Annotated in this window: 15 protein-coding genes, 1 tRNA gene and 3 pseudogenes; 13 read left to right on the forward strand and 6 right to left on the reverse strand. The window is 60.3% G+C overall.

Features of this window, described 5'->3' with window-relative positions; all coding sequences use genetic code 11:
* The first annotated feature begins 111 nt into the window (after positions 1-111).
* Entirely contained in the window at positions 112-540 is a 429-nt protein-coding gene (locus ACZ1HM_RS06810; RefSeq protein ID WP_472742106.1) for an ion channel, read from the forward strand.
* 49 nt (positions 541-589) lie between these two features.
* Here the strand turns inward: ACZ1HM_RS06810 and ACZ1HM_RS06815 are convergent, their stop codons facing one another.
* Positions 590-1,744: a citrate synthase gene (locus tag ACZ1HM_RS06815; RefSeq protein ID WP_472742107.1), complete on the reverse strand. Its 1,155-nt coding sequence runs from the start codon at positions 1,742-1,744 to the stop codon at positions 590-592.
* Positions 1,745-1,817: 73 nt separating this feature from the next.
* On the opposite strand from ACZ1HM_RS06815, the gene ACZ1HM_RS06820 reads away from it, so the two are divergent.
* From ACZ1HM_RS06820 to ACZ1HM_RS06835, 4 genes and pseudogenes are all read left to right on the forward strand, one after another.
* Positions 1,818-3,143 (forward strand): CoA transferase, encoded by a 1,326-nt coding sequence (locus tag ACZ1HM_RS06820; protein ID WP_472742108.1) that lies wholly within the window; start codon positions 1,818-1,820, stop codon positions 3,141-3,143.
* Positions 3,144-3,297: 154 nt separating this feature from the next.
* Positions 3,298-4,445 (forward strand): annotated as a pseudogene (locus ACZ1HM_RS06825) (amidohydrolase).
* 1 nt (position 4,446) lies between these two features.
* Positions 4,447-5,601, forward strand: coding sequence for a M24 family metallopeptidase (locus tag ACZ1HM_RS06830; protein ID WP_472742109.1), 1,155 nt, complete (start codon positions 4,447-4,449; stop codon positions 5,599-5,601).
* A gap of 10 nt (positions 5,602-5,611) precedes the next feature.
* Positions 5,612-6,403 carry a metallophosphoesterase family protein gene (locus ACZ1HM_RS06835; protein WP_472742110.1) on the forward strand — a complete coding sequence of 264 codons (792 nt, stop codon included), beginning with the start codon at positions 5,612-5,614 and terminating at the stop codon, positions 6,401-6,403.
* Positions 6,404-6,489: 86 nt separating this feature from the next.
* Here ACZ1HM_RS06835 and ACZ1HM_RS06840 read toward each other — a convergent pair whose 3' ends face one another.
* Positions 6,490-6,951 carry a cache domain-containing protein gene (locus ACZ1HM_RS06840; RefSeq protein ID WP_472742111.1) on the reverse strand — a complete coding sequence of 154 codons (462 nt, stop codon included), beginning with the start codon at positions 6,949-6,951 and terminating at the stop codon, positions 6,490-6,492.
* A 289-nt stretch (positions 6,952-7,240) separates the two neighbouring features.
* Between ACZ1HM_RS06840 and ACZ1HM_RS06845 the strand changes: the two genes are divergently transcribed.
* Positions 7,241-9,274, forward strand: coding sequence for a methyl-accepting chemotaxis protein (locus ACZ1HM_RS06845; RefSeq protein ID WP_472742112.1), 2,034 nt, complete (start codon positions 7,241-7,243; stop codon positions 9,272-9,274).
* A gap of 257 nt (positions 9,275-9,531) precedes the next feature.
* Here ACZ1HM_RS06845 and ACZ1HM_RS06850 read toward each other — a convergent pair.
* Positions 9,532-9,605, reverse strand: a tRNA-Cys gene (locus ACZ1HM_RS06850).
* 144 nt (positions 9,606-9,749) lie between these two features.
* Here ACZ1HM_RS06850 and ACZ1HM_RS06855 point away from each other — a divergent pair.
* The 4 genes from ACZ1HM_RS06855 to ACZ1HM_RS06870 all read left to right on the forward strand — a co-directional run bounded on the left by ACZ1HM_RS06855 (position 9,750) and on the right by ACZ1HM_RS06870 (position 13,192).
* Positions 9,750-10,403 carry a protein-L-isoaspartate O-methyltransferase family protein gene (locus tag ACZ1HM_RS06855; protein WP_472742113.1) on the forward strand — a complete coding sequence of 218 codons (654 nt, stop codon included), beginning with the start codon at positions 9,750-9,752 and terminating at the stop codon, positions 10,401-10,403.
* A gap of 153 nt (positions 10,404-10,556) precedes the next feature.
* Positions 10,557-11,882, forward strand: coding sequence for a TolC family outer membrane protein (locus ACZ1HM_RS06860; RefSeq protein WP_472742114.1), 1,326 nt, complete (start codon positions 10,557-10,559; stop codon positions 11,880-11,882).
* A 73-nt stretch (positions 11,883-11,955) separates the two neighbouring features.
* The gene (locus ACZ1HM_RS06865; RefSeq protein ID WP_472742115.1) at positions 11,956-12,768 is read left to right on the forward strand and encodes a hypothetical protein; all 813 of its coding nucleotides are present in this window, start codon (positions 11,956-11,958) and stop codon (positions 12,766-12,768) included.
* Between the two features lie 40 nt (positions 12,769-12,808).
* Positions 12,809-13,192 (forward strand): hypothetical protein, encoded by a 384-nt coding sequence (locus ACZ1HM_RS06870; protein ID WP_472744682.1) that lies wholly within the window; start codon positions 12,809-12,811, stop codon positions 13,190-13,192.
* 80 nt (positions 13,193-13,272) lie between these two features.
* On the opposite strand, the pseudogene ACZ1HM_RS06875 reads toward ACZ1HM_RS06870, so the two are convergent.
* Positions 13,273-14,750 (reverse strand): annotated as a pseudogene (locus tag ACZ1HM_RS06875) (cobyric acid synthase).
* Between the two features lie 66 nt (positions 14,751-14,816).
* Between ACZ1HM_RS06875 and ACZ1HM_RS06880 the strand changes: the two are divergent.
* A complete protein-coding gene (locus tag ACZ1HM_RS06880) occupies positions 14,817-15,395 on the forward strand; it encodes a cobalamin biosynthesis protein CobQ (protein WP_472742116.1) in 579 nt (192 codons plus the stop codon).
* Between the two features lie 72 nt (positions 15,396-15,467).
* Here ACZ1HM_RS06880 and ACZ1HM_RS06885 read toward each other — a convergent pair whose 3' ends face one another.
* A complete protein-coding gene (locus ACZ1HM_RS06885; RefSeq protein WP_472742117.1) occupies positions 15,468-15,791 on the reverse strand; it encodes a DUF6280 family protein in 324 nt (107 codons plus the stop codon).
* 221 nt (positions 15,792-16,012) lie between these two features.
* Between ACZ1HM_RS06885 and efp the strand changes: the two genes are divergently transcribed.
* Positions 16,013-16,576, forward strand: coding sequence for an elongation factor P (gene efp, locus ACZ1HM_RS06890; protein WP_472742118.1), 564 nt, complete (start codon positions 16,013-16,015; stop codon positions 16,574-16,576).
* 84 nt (positions 16,577-16,660) lie between these two features.
* On the opposite strand, the gene ygfZ is transcribed toward efp, so the two are convergent.
* Complete coding sequence (ygfZ, locus tag ACZ1HM_RS06895) at positions 16,661-17,419, reverse strand: CAF17-like 4Fe-4S cluster assembly/insertion protein YgfZ (protein WP_472742119.1); 759 nt, start codon at positions 17,417-17,419, stop codon at positions 16,661-16,663.
* Between the two features lie 63 nt (positions 17,420-17,482).
* On the opposite strand from ygfZ, the pseudogene ACZ1HM_RS06900 reads away from it, so the two are divergent.
* Positions 17,483-18,161, forward strand: a pseudogene (locus ACZ1HM_RS06900) (TIGR04283 family arsenosugar biosynthesis glycosyltransferase).
* The last annotated feature ends 9 nt before the right edge of the window (positions 18,162-18,170 follow it).

Consider the following 18,170-nt stretch of genomic DNA (forward strand, 5'->3'; position numbering starts at 1 on the left):
CGCCGCTCTACCGGTTGTTCTTTGCCATTGGCAACGCGGCCCCCAGCCCAAAGAACCTGCGGCATGAGCACTGGTGCCCGCACCGCAGGCCTGACTGGATCGAAGGGCTAAATGCCGGTCTTGGTTCAAATCGCGTTGGGCAGCGGCATTTTGTTGCTGTGCACGTTGCAGCACATCTGGCTGTTGTCCGCCCTGATCAGATACCTGCAACGCTCCGCCGCGGCCACCCAGGGGGATCACCACCGGCCCCGGTTTACCAAGATTTCTCTGATCGTGGTGGTGCTGCTCGCCTCGCATACGGTACATGTCTATCTTTGGGCGCTGTCGGTGCTGCTTGTGGGGGCGTTGCAAGGATACGAAGAGCCCATCTATTTCGCTTTGGTCACCTATACGACACTGGGCTACGGCGATGTCACTCTGGGCGATCCTTTCCGTATTTTTGGGGCTATGGCGGCCGTGACCGGCACTGTGGCCTTCGGGTTAAGCACGGCCTTTCTGGTGGGATATTTCGCACGCACGGTGGGCGCGCCGGACGCGTAAACCGACACCGCGTTGCCCATAGGCGGGACCTCAATAATGCCACGCTTTCTCAATCTGCCAGGGCAGAGGCGCGCGCATCGAACTTGGCGCGCGGGCGGATCATCTCACCGCTTTGTGCCTGTTCAACCGCATGGGCGGCCCAACCCGCCACACGCCCCATGGCAAAGATTGCGGTCGCGGCCTCATCCGGCAGCCTAAAGTGCCAGGTGATCGCGGCAAGGGCCGCATCAATATTGGGGGGCAATGACAGACGCGCAGCAAGCCTTTGCGTGACGGTCTTTGCGGGTGCCCCATCGGGGATTTGCGCAAGCAAGCAAGCCGCTCTGGGGTCGCCTTGAGGGTAAAGCGGATGACCAAACCCAAAGGCATAGGGCTCCGGGGTTTTATGATCGCGCAAGAAGGCATCAAACTGCCCCCGGGCTGCGGCCTGCAGGGCCTGCATGGTCAACCCCGCCACACCGCCATGCTTTGGTCCGCTGAGCGTTGCCATCCCCGCCAAGAGCGCGGCAGGCAGGCTGCTCCCGGTTGAGGCGCACACACGCACGGCGAAGGTTGAGGGGTTCAATTCGTGATCGCAGAGCAAAACCAGCGCCTGCCGGACGATATCTGCGGCAGTTGGGTCCAATTGCCAGGTGTTGGCGAGCCTGCGGTGAAGGGCTAAACCGCTGGTGTCCTGCAGCGCAGCCGTGGCCACCACTGACATCATGCGCCCGGTCTGAGCGGCGATCTCCGCCTGCGTCAGATCTTGCAGCGGCGGGGCGGTATCTGTTTCGCGTGCCAGGGCCTTCATCGCCCGCGAGAACGGCGTGCGCCCCTCATCCGCAGGGCCAACCATGGGGCAGGTGATCTTTGCAGCACCTGACAAATGCGCCGCGACGGCCTCTAGCGTCATGTCTTTGGCGCAATCCTCGATGGCTTTGCCGCGTATCCAGAATGTCCCATCCCGCACTTCCGAAATTGAGGTTACCAGCACCGGATCGCCCCACCGGATTGCCGCCTGGGCCACGTCTGCGCGGGCCCTTGGGCGGCGGTTCAACTGGCCCAGCCGTGCCACATCCTGGCGGGAATAAAGGCTGGCCCGCGCGTCGCTCGGATCAGATTGCACCCGGATCTGGTGTCTGCTGACATAGGCGTAAAGGGTCTGCGGCTTGATCCCCAGCGCGGCACAGGCGGATTTTGCATCAATCCAATCGGTATTTTTCATATTGATTATATTGATCAAGATTTACATCGGCGCAAGCCTGCGGTGATCTGGCCCAAAGCGCCAAGAGGACGATATGCCCGACCAAATCTTTGACGACATCCAAACCGCTCTGCTGCCCCACAGCGAAACTGAGATCGCCGTACACTCCCAGGGCGATGCTGAGCTGCCTTCCTGTTTTCCCGTGACCGATCTGGCGGTGGCGTCCATCCGTGCGGCAGCGGTCGAAATGGCGGGTATCTTGGGCGAAGCGCACGTCACCATTGACCGGGCGCTGTCGGCGCTTTGGTTTGACATGACACTGCGCCCTGAGGGGTGGCAGATGCCATCGGTGTGGGATGACATCGCAGGCGCTTATCAAACATCCGACGGCTGGATCCGCCTGCACACCAACGCGCCGCATCACCGGCAGGCCGCGCTGCGCGCCTTGGGATGTGATGGGAACAAAACCGCCGTGGCCGATACCGTCGCCTCCTGGGGGAAAGACAAGCTGGAAGCGGCTGTTGTTGCCGAAGGCGGTGCCGCCGCCGCGATGCACAGCCCGGCGGCATGGGTGCTGCATCCGCAGGGGCAAGCGGTGGCGTCAGAGCCGCTCATCGCCTGGGAGCAGACAGGGGCGGGCGCAAAACCCGTGGCCTTTGACCAGTTGCGCGTGTTGGACCTGACCCGCGTACTGGCCGGTCCGGTGGCCACAAGATTTCTGGCAGGCTTTGGAGCGGATGTGCTGCGCATTGACCCGCCGTCCTGGAATGAACCGGGCGTTGAGCCTGAGGTGACGCTTGGCAAACGCCGCGCCGGTCTGGATTTGACCCGTGCAGAGGATCGTGCGACGTTTGAAGGGCTTGTCCAGCAGGCAGATGTGCTGGTGCATGGCTACCGCCCCGGCGCCTTGGCGGGGTTGGGATACGGCCAGGACCGCCTGCAACAGCTTGCACCGCATATGATCAACGTCAGCCTATGCGCCTATGGCTGGAGCGGCCCCTGGGCCGGGCGGCGCGGGTTTGACAGCCTGGTCCAGATGAGCTGTGGCATCGCGCATGAGGGGATGCAGCGCAAAGGCGTGGCGCATCCGGTGCCTTTGCCCGTGCAAGCCTTGGATCACGCCACCGGTTATCTGATGGCCACAGCGGTTTTGCGCGCCCTCAGCTTGCGCAACCAGACGGGGGATGTGTTTGGCGCACGTTTATCGCTGGCCCGCACGGCTGTTTTGCTGACGTCACAAGGCGCGCGTGATTTTCAGGGGGCGGCGATTGAGGGCACCGATCAGCACCTGCACCCCCGCACAGAAATGACCAGCTGGGGCCCCGCCAAACGCCTCCGGTTCCCGGTGAAGATCGGGGAACGCGCGCCACACTGGCCCCACCCCGCAGGGGCGCTTCGGATCGACGCGCCCGGATGGTGACAGACGGCTGCCCCGGCAACCATGGCAACAGACATGGCGAGCAAATAGGCCCAGCAAACAGGCCCAGTAAACAGGATTGACGAAAGACCCCATTCGCCGCTCTAGTGCCAGCACCCTCCGCCCCACTGGCTGAGCAAGCAAAGGTCACAATCCCATGGCACCGTCATCGTCCGATCTGATCCAGCTGCGCCGCGCGTTCCATCGGGACCCTGAGCTGGGGTTTGATGAGCAGCGCACCAAGGCGAAAGTGGCCGATATCCTGCGGGGCGTGGGGTTAGATGTGCACGAAGGCGTGGGCGTTGTGGGGGTGTTAAAGGCGGGCGACGGCAACCGCGCCATTGGGTTGCGTGCAGATATGGATGCCTTGCCCATCGTTGAAACCAGCGCGCATGACTACGTCTCTGCCAACCCCGGTGTGATGCATGCCTGCGGGCACGATGGGCATATGACGATGCTGTTGGGGGCCGCGCAAATGCTGGCCTCAGATCCCGGCTTTGACGGCACGGCGGTCTTTGTCTTTCAGCCCAACGAAGAACACGGGCTTGGCGCGCAAGCGATGTTGGATGCCGACCTGTTGGCGCGTTTCCCGATGGAGGAAATCTATGCCATCCACAATCTGCCCGGTGCGCCACTGGGCCAGATGTCCACACGTCCTGGCCTCATTTGTTCGTCAGAAAGCCTGTTCGATATTCGCATAACAGGGCAGGGGGGCATGCCTCCATGCCGCACAAGGGCCGCGATGCGATCACCATCGGGGCAGAGCTGGTGCAAGCGTTGCAAACCATTGTCGCCCGCAAGATAGCCCCCGGGGCGGGGGCGGTTGTGTCGGTCACAGAGTTTCTCACAGACGGACAGCGCAACGTCCTGCCGGGGCAGGCCACGCTGAAAGGCGACGTGCGCGCGCGCAGTTCTGAGGACCGCGACCAGATCGAAGCCTATATGCGGCAGTTGGCCGAGGGCATTGCCGCAGCCCATGGCGTATCGGTTGAAGTGGATTTCAGAACTGAGTTCATTGAAACGATCAACGCGCCCGACCCCACAAAGGCGGCTGTCAACGCGGCCCAAAAGATGGGCCTGCCCTGCCTGCCCAACCGCGAGCCTATGAGCTTTTCCGAAGACTTCGCCCATTTCAGCAACGCCGTTCCTGGCTGCTTTTTGATGCTCGGCAACGGAGAGGCCGGGCCGCACGGCCAACCGCTGCATTCAAGTGACTATGATTTCAATGATGACCTGTTGGAGATCGGGGCGCAGTTCTGGGCCACGCTTGTGCGCCAACAATTGCCCGTAGAAAGGAAAGACTGACATGTTTGCAGAGCGGCTTGAGGATTTCCGCGCGGCTTTGACTGCCGCTGACATTGATGTCGCGCTGATCACCGATGACGACAACGTTTATTACCTGACGGGGTATTACGACTATCTGCATATGGAGTTTGGCCGTCCCACAATTCTTGTGGTGCCCAAAGACGGCCCAAGTCTGCTGATCACCCCGACCATTGATCTAAACGCAGCCCAAGCCGCCGCGCGGGTGGACCGGATTGCGCCCTGGAACGACGGTATGGGGGCGGAATGGCGGGAAGAGTTGGACCCCATCCTGTCGGCGCCGGGAAAAATCGGGATTGAGCCTGATCACATGCCCGCATTGGTCCGCGCCTATGTCGATGGCCATGTGCCTGCGGCGCGCCTTGCCAATGCCACCCCCACGCTGGCCAAGATGCGCATGATCAAATCCCCGGCTGAGCTGCAACTTGCGCGCCACGCGGGGCAGGTGGCCATGGCCATGATGGCCGCTGGCCGCGATGCCATCGGCGATGGTGTGGCTGAATATGAGGTGGCATTGGCCACATCACAGGCGGGCACGCGCAAGGCCGCTGCCCTTCTTGAGGCGCATTACGACGATGCGGATATGTCTCCCAACACGCATTTTCTGCAAATCATGGCATCGGGCGAGGCCATCACCAAAACCCACCACCGTGCCTCCACCCGCATCATGCGCAGCGGGGAGCCGGTGTTTTTGTGCTTTTGCGGGATGACCAATTTCCACCGGTTCAAACTGGGGTTTGATCGGACCTTCTGGATCAATGAGATCGCCGATGACACCCAGGCCGAAATCTATGAGATCGCGGTGGCCAGCCAACGCGCGGCACTGCAGGCATTGCGTCCCGGGGTTACGGCCGAAACCGTGCATGCAGCCTACGCCGCAGTGATCCAGGATGCCGGGTTTGACTACCCTTTCCGCTGTGGGCGGGCCACCGGCTTTAGCTTTCTAGAGACCCCTCAACTGGTCACAGGAGACACCACCGTCTTGCAGCCTGGCATGGTCTTTGCTGTGGATGGCTCTGTCTCTGTTGACACATTCCGCGCGCAAGTGGGCGACAGCTTTATCATCACGGACGATGGCTGGGAGGCGCTCACAGATCATCCCAAAGACCTGTCAGACGTCGTCCTGTCGCGACCATGAGGGTTGCCGCATGATTGTGCAGGATTTGGGACAGATGCCGGATGAGATCATTCTCTTTGGCGGGGCCTATGGCAATCTGCAAGCGGTTCAGGCCGTGCAACAGGCCGCCCAAGGTCGCCCCATGATCAACACCGGCGATATGGTCGCCTATTGCGCCGACGGTGCCGCCGTGGTGGCGGCCTTGGCCGATGTGCCTTGTGTTGCAGGCAATGTGGAAAAACAGCTGGGCACCGGTGGCACCGATTGCGGCTGCGGGTTTGCGCCCGGTACGGTCTGTGATCTGCTGTCGGCGGGGTGGTTTGCCCATGCGGACCGCTCCATCGGACAAGCCGCGCGCGACTTGATGCAGACCTGTCCGGATGTGATCGTGTTCACCCAAGCGGGCAAGCGTTTTGCCGTCCTGCATGGCGGTATCACAGATGTCGCCCGGTTTTTGTGGCCTGTGAGCACGGAGGCCGAATTTGCAGAAGAAATAAGCGCGGTTGAAGCGGCTTGCGGCAAGGTCGATGCGGTCATAGCGGGCCACTCCGGCATCGCTTTTGAGCGGCAGATCGGACAGGTGGCCTGGATCAACGCAGGCGTCATCGGGATGCCACCGAATGACGGCACGCAAAGCACGGAGTACGTGGTGCTGCGTGAAGGCACCCCGCAGTTTCAGCGCCTTACATATGATGCCGCCGCGGCGCGTGCCGCAATGTGCGCGGCCGGCCTGACGCAAGGCTACCATGATGCGCTGCTGTCCGGGTTTTGGCCCAGCCAAGATGTTCTGCCCCCCGTCATGCGACAGAAAAGTCCCGCTTAACGGGGTAACCTGGGGGGCGTGGCAGACTGCCCGCCCACCCGCAGCAGATGCAAGCCGTCCGGGCCAGCCCCAGACGGCCCTTTTCTTCACTTCACGTAGATGCCAACCGCAGCCCAATAGGTGTCGTCCAGCCGCGATACCCAGGTCCGCTTGGGCTCAGGCGCGCCGGTGGTCGGATTTGGCCAGATGTAGTCAACCCAACCGGTACCATCTGTGCGGGCCACCTCAACCATTTGGGCCACAAAGTTGTGCCCATTCGGATCCGTCAGACCCAGTGTATTCCTGCCGTTCAACGCCGGTCGTACACCATGCGCCACCACAAGCCCGTCGACGTCTTGGATAAAGACATAAAGATCGCGGTCATGGAAATCAGGGTTGCCAGTGTCTGAAATGGCATCCACGAGGCTGTCCAAGCCATGTTCTTCAAAATGCGCAATGGCCCGGTCGACCATGGCAACAGCATCGTCTGCGGTCCCATGCGTGGTGTTGGCAAAACCAATCGCGGGTATGATAGCGAAAATGAGGGTCAGTAGAGTTCGTCTGAACATGTCATGTCTCCTTCGGTTTGTTCTGCCTGAGGGGTACTGAGCAATCGTTACCAAATTCTTTGGGGTGGCCGCCGCGACCCCCTGGACTCCACGTAAATGGCGTGCCGAATGCCAACAGTTTTACCGAACGGAGCGACCCGTGGCCGGATCGATAAACCCTGATTTAACGCAGATCACGGTCTTTGGCCTGCAGAGAACCCTGTCAGAGCATGCCCAAGGAACGGGCGAACCCATCGGTTTAGCGTGACCGCAGCGTCGGAGCTCACGTGTTGTCAAAGCGAGAGAGCAGTTGCTGAAAAACTATAAACTCACAACCAAGTCTTGGAGCATCAGCGTTCTGACCGGCATTTCCCTGGCCGGGATCGTGGTTGCCGCCGTGATCATCCTCTCTGATCTGATCGACACCCTTCAAAGCCAGGCCATCGTTTCCATCCCAGAGCTGCGTCAAATCACAACTGTTGAGCAGGGTTTGAACACCGCCCATTTTGAACTGACGCGGGCCATCGCCTGGGCGAACTTTGGGTTAAAAGGGGAGCCGCTGAACAACCAGATTGCCAAGACCGTAACCGCCTATGAGAAGCTGCAAGAATGGCTCGATATCGCGGAAGCAGGTGCCTATGTTCCCATCGTCTCTGACCTCAACGATCAGATCACCAGCTACATGAAGGCGGCCACCAACACGGTTGATATGCTGGGGGTGGATCAGATGATGGCAACAATGTTCGTCAATGAAGCCGACACGCTCTACGACGCCCTGATAAAAGCTGCCGAAGATCTTGCCGACGCCGGTGTGGAAAGCATTGCGCAACAAAGCGCGCAAAAGATCGGGCTGGCTGAACAGAAAATCGTTGTCTTCATCATCATCAGCGCGCTCGTCATGGCGATGAGCACGGTGTTGCTGTTCATGATCGTCAGATCGGTCTCTGTTCCCATCCATCAAACGACGCAGATCATGCAATCTCTGTCTGAGGACGATCTGGATGTTGAAATCCACGGCACAGCGTTGAAAACAGAAATCGGGGATATGGCGCGCACGCTCCAGATTTTCAGAGACCGCATTTTAGAAAGCAAAGAACTGCAAGCCGCCGAAGAAAAGCTGCGGCTTGAGCGGGACGAGGCCGACAAAAGAGCGCTTCATGAGAAATCAGAGCGGCTGAAACGCGACGCAGAGCGCGACAAAGAGGAGCGTGCGAACGCAGAAGCAAAAGCCAAGCAATGGAGCACCTTGGGCACTGATTTGTCCACCGTCATCGAACACATCAAGGCGGGTGAACTGTCCGTGCGGATCGACAGCCGCTTTTCTGAGCCATTGCTGGAAGACATCAAAGCGGGAGTAAATTCTTTGGTCGACACCATTGAAGTCACCTTGGGCTCAGCCTGTGTCACTCTGCAAAGCCTGTCAGAAGGTGATCTGACGTCTCGGATGGAGGGGGAATTCAGCGGCTCCTTCGGCCAGTTGCAGAATGACACGAACATAACCGCCCAGAAATTTCAGGATGCGATCCGCGAAATCCTCAACCGGTCCGACGATGTACGCGCCAATTCTGCCGACCTGTCGGTCGCCTCCAAAGACCTTGCAACCCGCACAGAAGAAGCGGCGTCCCATCTGAACAGGGCCTCCACGTCCGTCCATGAAATCAGCAAATCGGTTGAGCTGTCGGCGTCCAACGCGGAATCCGGGGTGGAAAAGGCGAAAGAGACACTTCACACCACCCGGTCTGGCAAAAACACCGTTGAAAAAGCCGTCGCTGCCATGCGCGTGATTGAAAGCAAGACAAACGATATCCAAAGCATTGTTCAGATCATCAATTCGATCGCCTTCCAAACCAACCTTCTGGCTCTGAACGCGGGTGTTGAGGCCGCGCGCGCCGGCGAAAGCGGGCTGGGCTTTGCCGTTGTAGCATCTGAGGTCCGAACGCTGGCCCATCGCGCATCCGAGTCGGCGGGTGAGATCGAAGGGCTGGTGCAGGCGACTGCCGACGAGGTGTCAAAAGGCGTCGCTCTGGTAGATAAAACAGGCAGTGTTTTCAACAAGATCAACGAAGATGTGGAAATCGTGTCTGAACGCGTCACGCTGATCGCCAACTCTGCCGCAGAGCAATCCGCCGTGGTGGGCGACGTAAATCGGACCATTTCCGAGATCGGCGACGTCACCCAGCGCAACGCTGCGATGTTCGAAGAAACAACCGCCGCCACCGGCGTGCTGTCAGATGCCGCAGACAGGCTTGCGGGTCTGGCAAGAGAATTCGTGATTGACGAAAACGATGCCCCAGCAGGTCGGGAGTATCCTGATGAGGAGCTTCGCGGGTTGCGGGCAATGTAGTGTTGGTCCCTGGTACCGCCGATCCGGTAAGTGAGCCACATTTGCCCACCGGCACCAGAGAACGCCTCATGACCGTCAAAAACCCGCGCAGACGCGTACCGGAACACTCGGCGCAGAAGTTATAACGACAAAATCGGTAAGCCGCCGGGTCATGACGTAACCCCGGCGATCAGACAAACACAGAACGTGAAAGAGTAGAGCCTTGAGTGGAACCACGAGCTACTCGGTACGCTTAATTCTAAGTGCTTGAAATTAAATGGAGGCGAGTACCGGAATCGAACCGGTGTACACGGATTTGCAATCCGCTGCGTCACCACTCCGCCAACTCGCCGCCAGTGGTGCGCGCTTGCTATCTGATCCGCCGCGCCCCTGCAAGACACATCATCGGTGAAAGTCCGCTTCTGGCCGTTGCCGCGCTGGGCGGGATGTGGCACATCTATCCGCAGGACGGAATCTAAACGGATGAGTTTACCTGATGAGTGATTTCAATGCGCGCCGGACCATGATGGTTGACACACAGGTTCGCCCCTCGGATGTCACGAAATTTCCGATTATTGACGCGATGCTGACCGTCCCGCGGGAAGAATTCGTGCCAGTCGCAAAACGCGAAGCGGCCTATCTGGGTGAAAACCTTGATCTGGGCGAAGGGCGCGTACTGCTTGAGGCGCGCACGCTGGCTAAGGCGTTGGATGCATTGGCGATTTCCAACGATGCCATGGTGCTCGATATCGGCAGCGGCCAAGGCTATTCCGCCGCCGTTATTGCCCATATGGCTGAGGCCGTCGTTGCGGTTGAGGAAGATGAGGCCATGGCCACCGAGGCGCAAGAGGCGCTGTCTGCGGCGGGGGCGGATAATGTGGCTGTGCATGTGGGGCCCCTGACCGAAGGGGCGGCTGCGCATGGGCCTTACGATGTGATCATGATTCAGGGCGGCATCACCGACCTGCCTCAGGCGCTTAGCGACCAGTTGAAAGAGGGCGGGCGGATTGCGTGTCTCTTTATGGAAGGCCCCTTGGGCGAAGTGCGCATCGGCTACAAGCGCGGCGGCGACATCAGCTGGCGCATGGCATTCAACGCTTCAGCACCGGTTTTGCCGGGGTTTGAGCGCGAAACAGTCTTTGAATTTTGAGCCGTCGGGCAGGCCCGGCAAGAGCGGTACAACTGGAAAGAGGTCCTAGACCCATGTTGATGAAGAAACTCCAATTCGGCCTGCAGATGACGGCGGCAGCTTGTGCGCTCAGCCTTGGGATCAGCGCGGCCAAACCTGTGGCGGCCGAGATCCTTGGCGGATGCGCTGGTGGGGGCCTACACCCATTCGGGTCTTCTGGAGCAAAACCGCGCTTTGCTGCGCGCTGCAGATGAAGACGTGGCCGCGGCGGCTGCAACGCTCAAGCCCGTATTGCGCTGGTCGGCAAGCCTGACGCAGAACTTTGGCGGCATCCGCAACTCATCCTCCCCTGTCACCATCGACAATGATGATCTGACGGCGGCGGTCAGCCTGGCGGCTGAGTTGGTGCTTTATGATTTCGGCTCACGTCAGTTCCGGGTCGAGGCGGCCAAAGAAACCGTGCTGGCCACCCGCGAAGCGCTTTTGGACATTGAACAGCAAATTCTGTTGCGCGCGGTATCAGCCTATATGGGGGTGATCGAAGCGTCGGAGTTTGTGGCGCTGCGCGAAAACAACGTGCGTTTGTTGACGCAAGAACAGCGTGCCGCCCAGGACCGGTTTGAGGTGGGCGAAGTCACCCGCACCGATGTGTCGCTGGCCGAAGCGCAGCTGGCGCAGGCACGCAGCGGCCTGGCGGCTGCCCGCGGCGATCTTGTCAGCGCGATCGAGGAATACCGCAACGTGGTCGGACGCACACCAGGCCGGCTGAGCCAGCCGCCCAGCTTGCCCGCGATGCGCGAAAACGTCTCAGCGGCCAAGGCGGTTGCCGTGCGCAACCACCCCTCCATGCGCGCCGCGCAACACCAGGTTTCAGCAGCAGACATGCTGGTCAAAGCCACTGAGGCCGACATGCGCCCCTCTGTCAGCGTGACCGGGCGGTTGTCGCTGACGGAAAACCTGAACGCCAATGAATTTAACCGCGGCGGGTCCATCGGCCTGGAAGCGGGCCAGACCATCTACCAAGGTGGGGCATTGTCGGCCACGGCCCGTCAGGCCAAGGCGCGCGCGGATGCGCAGCGTGGCAACCTGCATGTGGTGCGCCACAATGTGCAGCAGGATGTGGGCAACGCCTATGCCACGCTGACAACCGTACAGGCTCAGTTGGCCGCCTCAGAACGTCAGGTGCGTGCCGCCCGGATCGCTTTCCGGGGCATACGGGAAGAGGCGTCATTGGGCGCGCGGACCACTTTGGATGTGCTGGACGCCGAACAATCCCTGTTGGACGCGCAATCCTTGCAGGTCTCGGCGCGGGCAGCGCTTTATGTGGCGGCGTACAGGATTTTGTCCTCAACAGGTCGGCTGACCGCAAAGGATCTGGGCCTGCCTGTGCAGCTTTACGATCCGACGGAGTATTATAACCTGGTCAAAGACAGCCCCGCCAAACGGTCAAAGCAGGGTAAAGATCTGGATCGTGTGTTGCGGGCGCTGCAAAAGGACTGACAATTTTCACGGCCCCATTGTGGGAATCTTCCCGCCACGCTAGTTTGACGGCGAGAAGAGAGTGGTAAAGAAAATGTCCGACCCTGTTACAAATGCTGAGGTTGAGGATGTCCTGTCGTCAATCCGTCGATTGGTGTCCGAAGACAAACGCCCACTGCAAGCCACCAAACCACCGGCACCCGCCGAACCTGAAAAGCTGGTCCTGACCCCGGCCCAACGGGTTGAGGATGATGAGGCCGTACCGGCTGAGACGTTGCAGAACATCTCACAGCAGCTCAGCCAGGATGTTGGCGACGCGCGAGAGGCGCGCGCGCCCGTGCCTGAAGTGCAAAGCCTGATCGTTGATGATGAACCGTTGGATGTCTATTCGGACAATCCGGTCGCGGCGTTGGACAGGGCTCAGCGCGCAGATGATGACACGCGCGCGGATGAGGCGGGCTTTGAAAACGACTATTCCGATGATCCTTACAACTTCGACGATGAAGACGACCTTGAAGGCGAAAGCGATGACCTGATCCTCAGCACCATCGCGGCCGAGCAGGCAAAGGATGCGGAGTGGGCTGATGACACGGATGCGGAGGCGCCGTTCATTGAGGTTCAGGACACCGACAGTGTGGCACCCGAAACGGAGGAACCCGCGCAGATCGCGGAGGCCCCGGGCAGCGTGGTGATCACAACCCAAGTGGATGCGCTGGAGGATGCGGCAGCAGAGGCGGAAGATTTTGATGTATCTTCTGACGATTTCAACGCAGTTGCCGAAGATGAACCCGCAGCCTCTCACCCGGAACCGGCAGAGCCTACGTCAAAGGCCGTCGCCCTCAGCGCCAAGATTGCGGCACTGGAAACAGCGATCAACAAGATCTCTGATACACTGGGAACCCGATGAAACCGGCGACAGCGATTACGCTGGAACCGAAGCCACCACAATGGCGTGGGAAGAAGAAGACACAGAAGAAACCGATGACACTCCGGACATCACCTTCCTCAAGCCCCAAAAGCCTGCGGAACCAGAGACGTCCGTGCAAGACACGCCTGATTCCGCACCAGCCCCACAGATGGCTGAGGCACCAGCCCAACCTGTCCCGGCCGCAGATGAACCTGACGCGCAGATTGATGCGGCCAGTGTCGAACCTGCCTTGGCGGTCCCCGAGGATGAGCAGCTTTTGGACGAAGAAGCCCTGCGTGATCTGGTCGCTGAGATCGTGCGCGCCGAACTCCAAGGGGCCTTGGGCGAGCGGATCACCCGCAACGTCCGCAAACTCGTCCGCCGTGAGATCCACCGCGCCCTGACCGCGCAGGATCTGGAGTAACCCAGCAGAGCTTGTCCGCGCCAGCCTCAGATGGCTGGTCGAAGCCGTCGATTTCAACGGCTTACCTTCCCTGCGCTGCCTCAGGCAGACGGCAGGTCGCCACGGATCTCTCCTGCAAGCGAAAGCATTAAATCAACGTCGAAATAGCGTTCAACGTGGTCAGCCAGCGCGTCCAGCGCATCCTCGACGCCTGCCTCAAACGCGATGTCGGCGCGCACGCCCAACTCCTGCAGATAGGCGGCCCGGAACCCATCTGCGTTAAACAATCCATGCATATAACAGCCCTGAACCAGCCCATCGGCGCTGCTTGCCCCTTCGGATACCCCATCAAACGTCAGCCAAGCGCGGGCGCGGTCCGGGCCTGAGGTTTCGCCGATGTGGATTTCATACCCGCTGACCGACGCACCGCTTGCAAGATGCGTGCCGGTCTTCTGTGACAGATGTTTGATCGGCGCCATTTCGGTGGTGATGTCCAGATGCCCCAGCCCCGCCACTTCGCATGGATCACCCTCAATGCCATGCGGGTCGGCAATCGACTTGCCCAGCATCTGATAGCCCCCACACAGCCCCAAAACCCGCCCACCGCGCCGCAAATGCGCGGCCAGATCAATGTCCCAGCCTTCGGCCCGGAACGCCGCCAGATCCGAGATGGTGGCCTTGCTGCCCGCCAGCAAAACCAAATCGGCATCCGCGGGCAGGGGGCTGCCCGGCATGATCACCCGCAGGTCCACGCCCGGTTCGGCGGCCAAAGGATCCAGATCGTCAAAATTCGAGATACGCGGCAAGCGGGGAACAGCAATCACACAGCCCGACCCCTCTGCATGGGCGCGATCTGGCAGGTCCATCACGTCTTCTGCAGGCAGGCGCTGGGCCTGGTCAAACCACGGGATCACCCCCAGACTGGGCCAGCCCGTCCGCGCCGCGATGTCATCGCGGCCCGCATCGAACAGGCTGCGGTCGCCTCGGAACTTGTTCACCGCAAATCCCCGCACCAGCGCGTTGTCACCTGCGGACATCACAGCCTGGGTGCCCACGATCTGCGCAATTACGCCGCCCCGGTCGATATCGCCCATCAAGATGACAGGCACATCTGCCGCGCGGGCAAACCCCATGTTGGCAATGTCGCCTGCGCGCAGGTTGGTCTCAGCGGGGCTGCCCGCCCCCTCAATGATGATCAAATCGCACCCCTGGCCAAACGCTGAAACGATTGCAAAACAGCGGGCATCAAGGCGGCTTTGTTCTTGCCAAAGGCAGCGGCCTCTTGGTGGCCCGCAATCTGGCCCTGCACGATCACCTGCGCGCCCGTGGAGGACTGTGGTTTCAGCAAGATCGGGTTCATATCCGTATGCGGCGCCACACCAGCGGCCCGCGCTTGCAGCGCTTGTGCGCGCCCGATCTCTCCGCCGTCCTCGGTCACAGCGGCGTTGTTTGACATGTTCTGCGGCTTGAACGGGCGCACCGCCATGCCGCGTTTGACACAGGCCCGTATCAACCCGGCCACAATCATTGATTTGCCGACATTGCTGCCGGTGCCTTGTATCATGATCGCTTTTGTCATGTGATGTGCCCCATGGTTTGGCGGCAAATTGGCGCAAAACACGTCGCAGTGAAAGGGCAATGGCGCATGAATACACCGGCTCATCTCTTGCTTGGCGCGGCCGCGTTTGGGCGTCCTGCGGAACGCCACATCATTTGGGCGGCGATGGCGGGGGGGCTGCTGCCGGATCTGTCGCTTTACCTCTTGGCGGGGGTGTCGCTGTTTTTGCTCAACATCCCGCCGCAGGTGGTTTTTAATGAGCTCTACTTTTCCGATCTGTGGCAGCAGATCTTTGCGATTGATAACTCGTTCCTGATCTGGGGCGGCCTGTTGGGCCTGGCGATATGGCGACGATCGGCCTGGGCAATTGCCCTTTGTGCTGCCGCGCTGCTGCACATCGCGCTTGATTTTCCGCTGCACCATGATGATGGCCGGGCGCATTTCTGGCCCCTGTCCACTTGGGTTTTCGAAAGCCCGGTCAGCTATTGGGATCGCAACCACGGCGCTGACATCGTGGCCCCCATTGGCGCGGCCCTTGCGGTGATCAGCGCGGCGGTGCTGTGGCTCAGACGCCCTGGCTGGATCCTGTCGCTGTTTGTCCTGCTGCTTTTGGCCGCTGAGATGCGGGTGGCCTACGTCTGGATGTTTCTGTTCATCGACAGCTGAGAAGGGGATGGCAATGTCCCAACAAAAAACGCAGCCCGAAGGCTGCGTTTTCCGTAACTCATGTCAAACAGCTTAGGCGGCTTCGGCCTGCTGTTGTGCGGCGTGGCGGCGCTCGGACTCTTCACGAGACAGCGCAACAGAGGTCCGCACCCCTTTGCCAACAAAATCCATCAAACCAGAGACCACACGCTCATTGGGGTCAATGCCTGCGCAGCTCAGCACTTCGCGCCCATCGCGTGAGCGGGCCCAGCGTGCAATCTGCTCGGGGCCGTTGCCGTATTTCTTGTCGTCCGCAATCGCGTCGTCGAGTGCAGCCAGTACCACGGCTGCGAAAAGTTTGCGGGCACGGTTGCCTTGTTCGTTATTGAAAGCTGTGCCGTCAACGAAATCGTTCATCCCGTCGTCCTTTCCGTTATTCTTGCTCTTGTCATTTTGGCGTGAAGCTCCTTATGACCGATATCCTTCGATTCGGATACCACTTTTTTGCATGGCACCCTTGCGTCCTGCGCATAGCATGCTGCAGGTGCGATACGAGATATCGTTGGCTTGCAGGGTCCCAATGGTCCAGATATAGGGTGCGCTAATAATTCATCAACCTTTTGCCAAGGTTTAGCCACATGCCAAAAATCAACGGAAATGAGATCCGCCCCGGAAACGTGCTGGAGCATAACGATGGCCTTTGGGCCGCCGTGAAGGTCGACCACGTCAAGCCCGGCAAGGGCGGTGCCTTTGCGCAAGTTGAGCTGCGCAACCTGCGCAACGGGTCCAAACTGAACGAACGCTTCCGCTCAGCCGACAAGGTGGAGCGCGTGCGCCTGGAACAGAAAGATCAGCAATTCTTGTATGAAGACAATGGGATGCTGGTTGTGATGGATACGGAAACCTACGATCAGGTGCAGCTGTCAGCAGAGCTTTTGGGCGAACGCCGCCCATTTTTGCAAGACGGTATGATGATCGTGGTTGAGTATTATGACGAAGAGGCGCTGAACGCATCGCTGCCGCAAAAGGTCATTTGCAAGGTCGTTGAAACGGAGCCTGTGGTCAAAGGTCAGACCGCTGCGAATTCATTCAAGCCCGCGCTTTTGGACAATGGCGTGCGCGTTTCTGTCCCACCCTTTGTGGGCCAGGATGAAGACATCGTGGTCAACACAGAGACAATGGAATACGTCGAACGCGCCTGATCGCCGGGTGCCGTGACGTGGCGTAACTTTTCGTTAAGTTTCTGCAATTGCATTCTGCCCCGTCTCTGGCGGGGCATTTTGTTTTCAATTTGATGTATTTTCCGCGCCGGGCTGCCAGCTGACCGTGGCTGTTTCCGCCTGCATCGGCTCTTTGGCGCGGTCAAACCGCAGATAGGCGATCCCGGCCCCCGCTGCCTGCGTGAACAGCGTGCCCGCCGCTTTGCCCGCCACCGTCAGGGGCGTGCCCACCGGTGCGTCACCCTCAACCGATACCGAGGCCAGCCCTTTGCGCAGCTCCGTCTTGTGTTTCATCCGCGCCGTCACCTCTTGGCCGACATAACAGCCTTTGCGGAAATCCACGCCGTTCAACCGCTCAAACCCGGCCTCCAGGATAAAGGTGTCGGGTGTCAGCTCGATCCCGGTTTCGGGCACCAGATGCTGCACGCGCAGCGCGTCCCAATCCACCGTGTCCTCCGCCTGCGGCGTATCGCGGTAAGCGCGCCAGCCCAACGCCGGGTGGCGCGGGTCGGCAAAGCCATCCGCAGGGCAGGGGCCAAGCCCGCGATGCACATGCAACGCGGCCGCCTCAATCTCAACAGCCGCGCGCAGCTTATACATCGTCAGCCGCTGTTGCAGCATGGGCGCCTGGGCAGCGGCGGCATCCAGCAACACCGCGTCACCATCGGCGGCCAGAAAGAAGTCAGCAAGGTATTTGCCCTGCGGCGTCAGAATGGCGGCATAGACAAGCCCCTCAGACAGCTTATTCACATCATTTGTGACAAGCCCCTGCAGAAAGTTCCGCGTGTCCGGCCCGAAAAGCCGCAAGATGCTGCGTTCACTCATAGATTTGCCCCCAAGTGTCTCTTTGCGATATAGGGCACGCAGCACAGCTGAAAAAGGGCCAACATGCGCGCGCCGCTGACCGTCATCATTCCAACGCTCAATGCCGTTGAGACATTGCCCCGATGCCTTGAGGCGTTGTTGGAGGGGCTGGAGGCGGGATTGATCCGTGAACTGATCGTCAGCGACGGCGGCTCGCAGGATACAACGGGTGCCACGGCTCAGGCTTGGGGGGCACGTGTTTTGCATGGCCCTGCGTCCCGTGGCGGCCAATTGCAACGCGGCTGTGCGGCGGCACAGGCGGACTGGCTGCTTGTCGTTCATGCCGATACGGTCCTGCAACCGGGCTGGAGCCGTGCGGTGAAGGCACATTTGGCGCATCCTGACAAAGCGGGCTGGTGTCGGCTGCGCTTCGATCATCCCAGCATCGCGGCCCGCGTGGTCGCCGCCTGGGCCAATCTGCGCAGCCGCTTTGGCCTGCCTTACGGCGACCAGGCGCTTTTGATCTCTCAGGCGCTTTATTCCAAAGTGGGCGGCTACCCGGACGTCCCCCTGATGGAGGACGTCGCCTTGGCCCGCGCCCTCAAAGGCAAGCTTGTTGGCCTGCCCGTTGAGGCTGTAACCTCAGCCACCCGGTACAGAATCCCAAGGCTGGCTGCGGCGCGGTGCCCGCAACCTGTGGACCTTGGCGCGCTATTTTGCCGGGGTTGATGTGGCCCGACTGGCCGCGAGCTACCGGCGCTGACAGCGCGGC

Source organism: Sulfitobacter sp. GN1-4 (assembly GCF_055693825.1).

Coding starts and splice junctions, on each gene's coding strand:
- ACZ1HM_RS06855 (WP_472742113.1), top strand. CDS start 9,750: ATGAGTGATTTCAATGCGCGCCGGACCATGATGGTTGACACACAGGTT.
- ACZ1HM_RS06885 (WP_472742117.1), bottom strand. CDS start 15,791: ATGAACGATTTCGTTGACGGCACAGCTTTCAATAACGAACAAGGCAAC.
- efp (WP_472742118.1), top strand. CDS start 16,013: ATGCCAAAAATCAACGGAAATGAGATCCGCCCCGGAAACGTGCTGGAG.
- ACZ1HM_RS06865 (WP_472742115.1), top strand. CDS start 11,956: ATGTCCGACCCTGTTACAAATGCTGAGGTTGAGGATGTCCTGTCGTCA.
- ACZ1HM_RS06880 (WP_472742116.1), top strand. CDS start 14,817: ATGAATACACCGGCTCATCTCTTGCTTGGCGCGGCCGCGTTTGGGCGT.
- ACZ1HM_RS06835 (WP_472742110.1), top strand. CDS start 5,612: ATGATTGTGCAGGATTTGGGACAGATGCCGGATGAGATCATTCTCTTT.
- ygfZ (WP_472742119.1), bottom strand. CDS start 17,419: ATGAGTGAACGCAGCATCTTGCGGCTTTTCGGGCCGGACACGCGGAAC.
- ACZ1HM_RS06870 (WP_472744682.1), top strand. CDS start 12,809: ATGGCGTGGGAAGAAGAAGACACAGAAGAAACCGATGACACTCCGGAC.
- ACZ1HM_RS06830 (WP_472742109.1), top strand. CDS start 4,447: ATGTTTGCAGAGCGGCTTGAGGATTTCCGCGCGGCTTTGACTGCCGCT.
- ACZ1HM_RS06820 (WP_472742108.1), top strand. CDS start 1,818: ATGCCCGACCAAATCTTTGACGACATCCAAACCGCTCTGCTGCCCCAC.
- ACZ1HM_RS06810 (WP_472742106.1), top strand. CDS start 112: ATGCCGGTCTTGGTTCAAATCGCGTTGGGCAGCGGCATTTTGTTGCTG.
- ACZ1HM_RS06840 (WP_472742111.1), bottom strand. CDS start 6,951: ATGTTCAGACGAACTCTACTGACCCTCATTTTCGCTATCATACCCGCG.
- ACZ1HM_RS06815 (WP_472742107.1), bottom strand. CDS start 1,744: ATGAAAAATACCGATTGGATTGATGCAAAATCCGCCTGTGCCGCGCTG.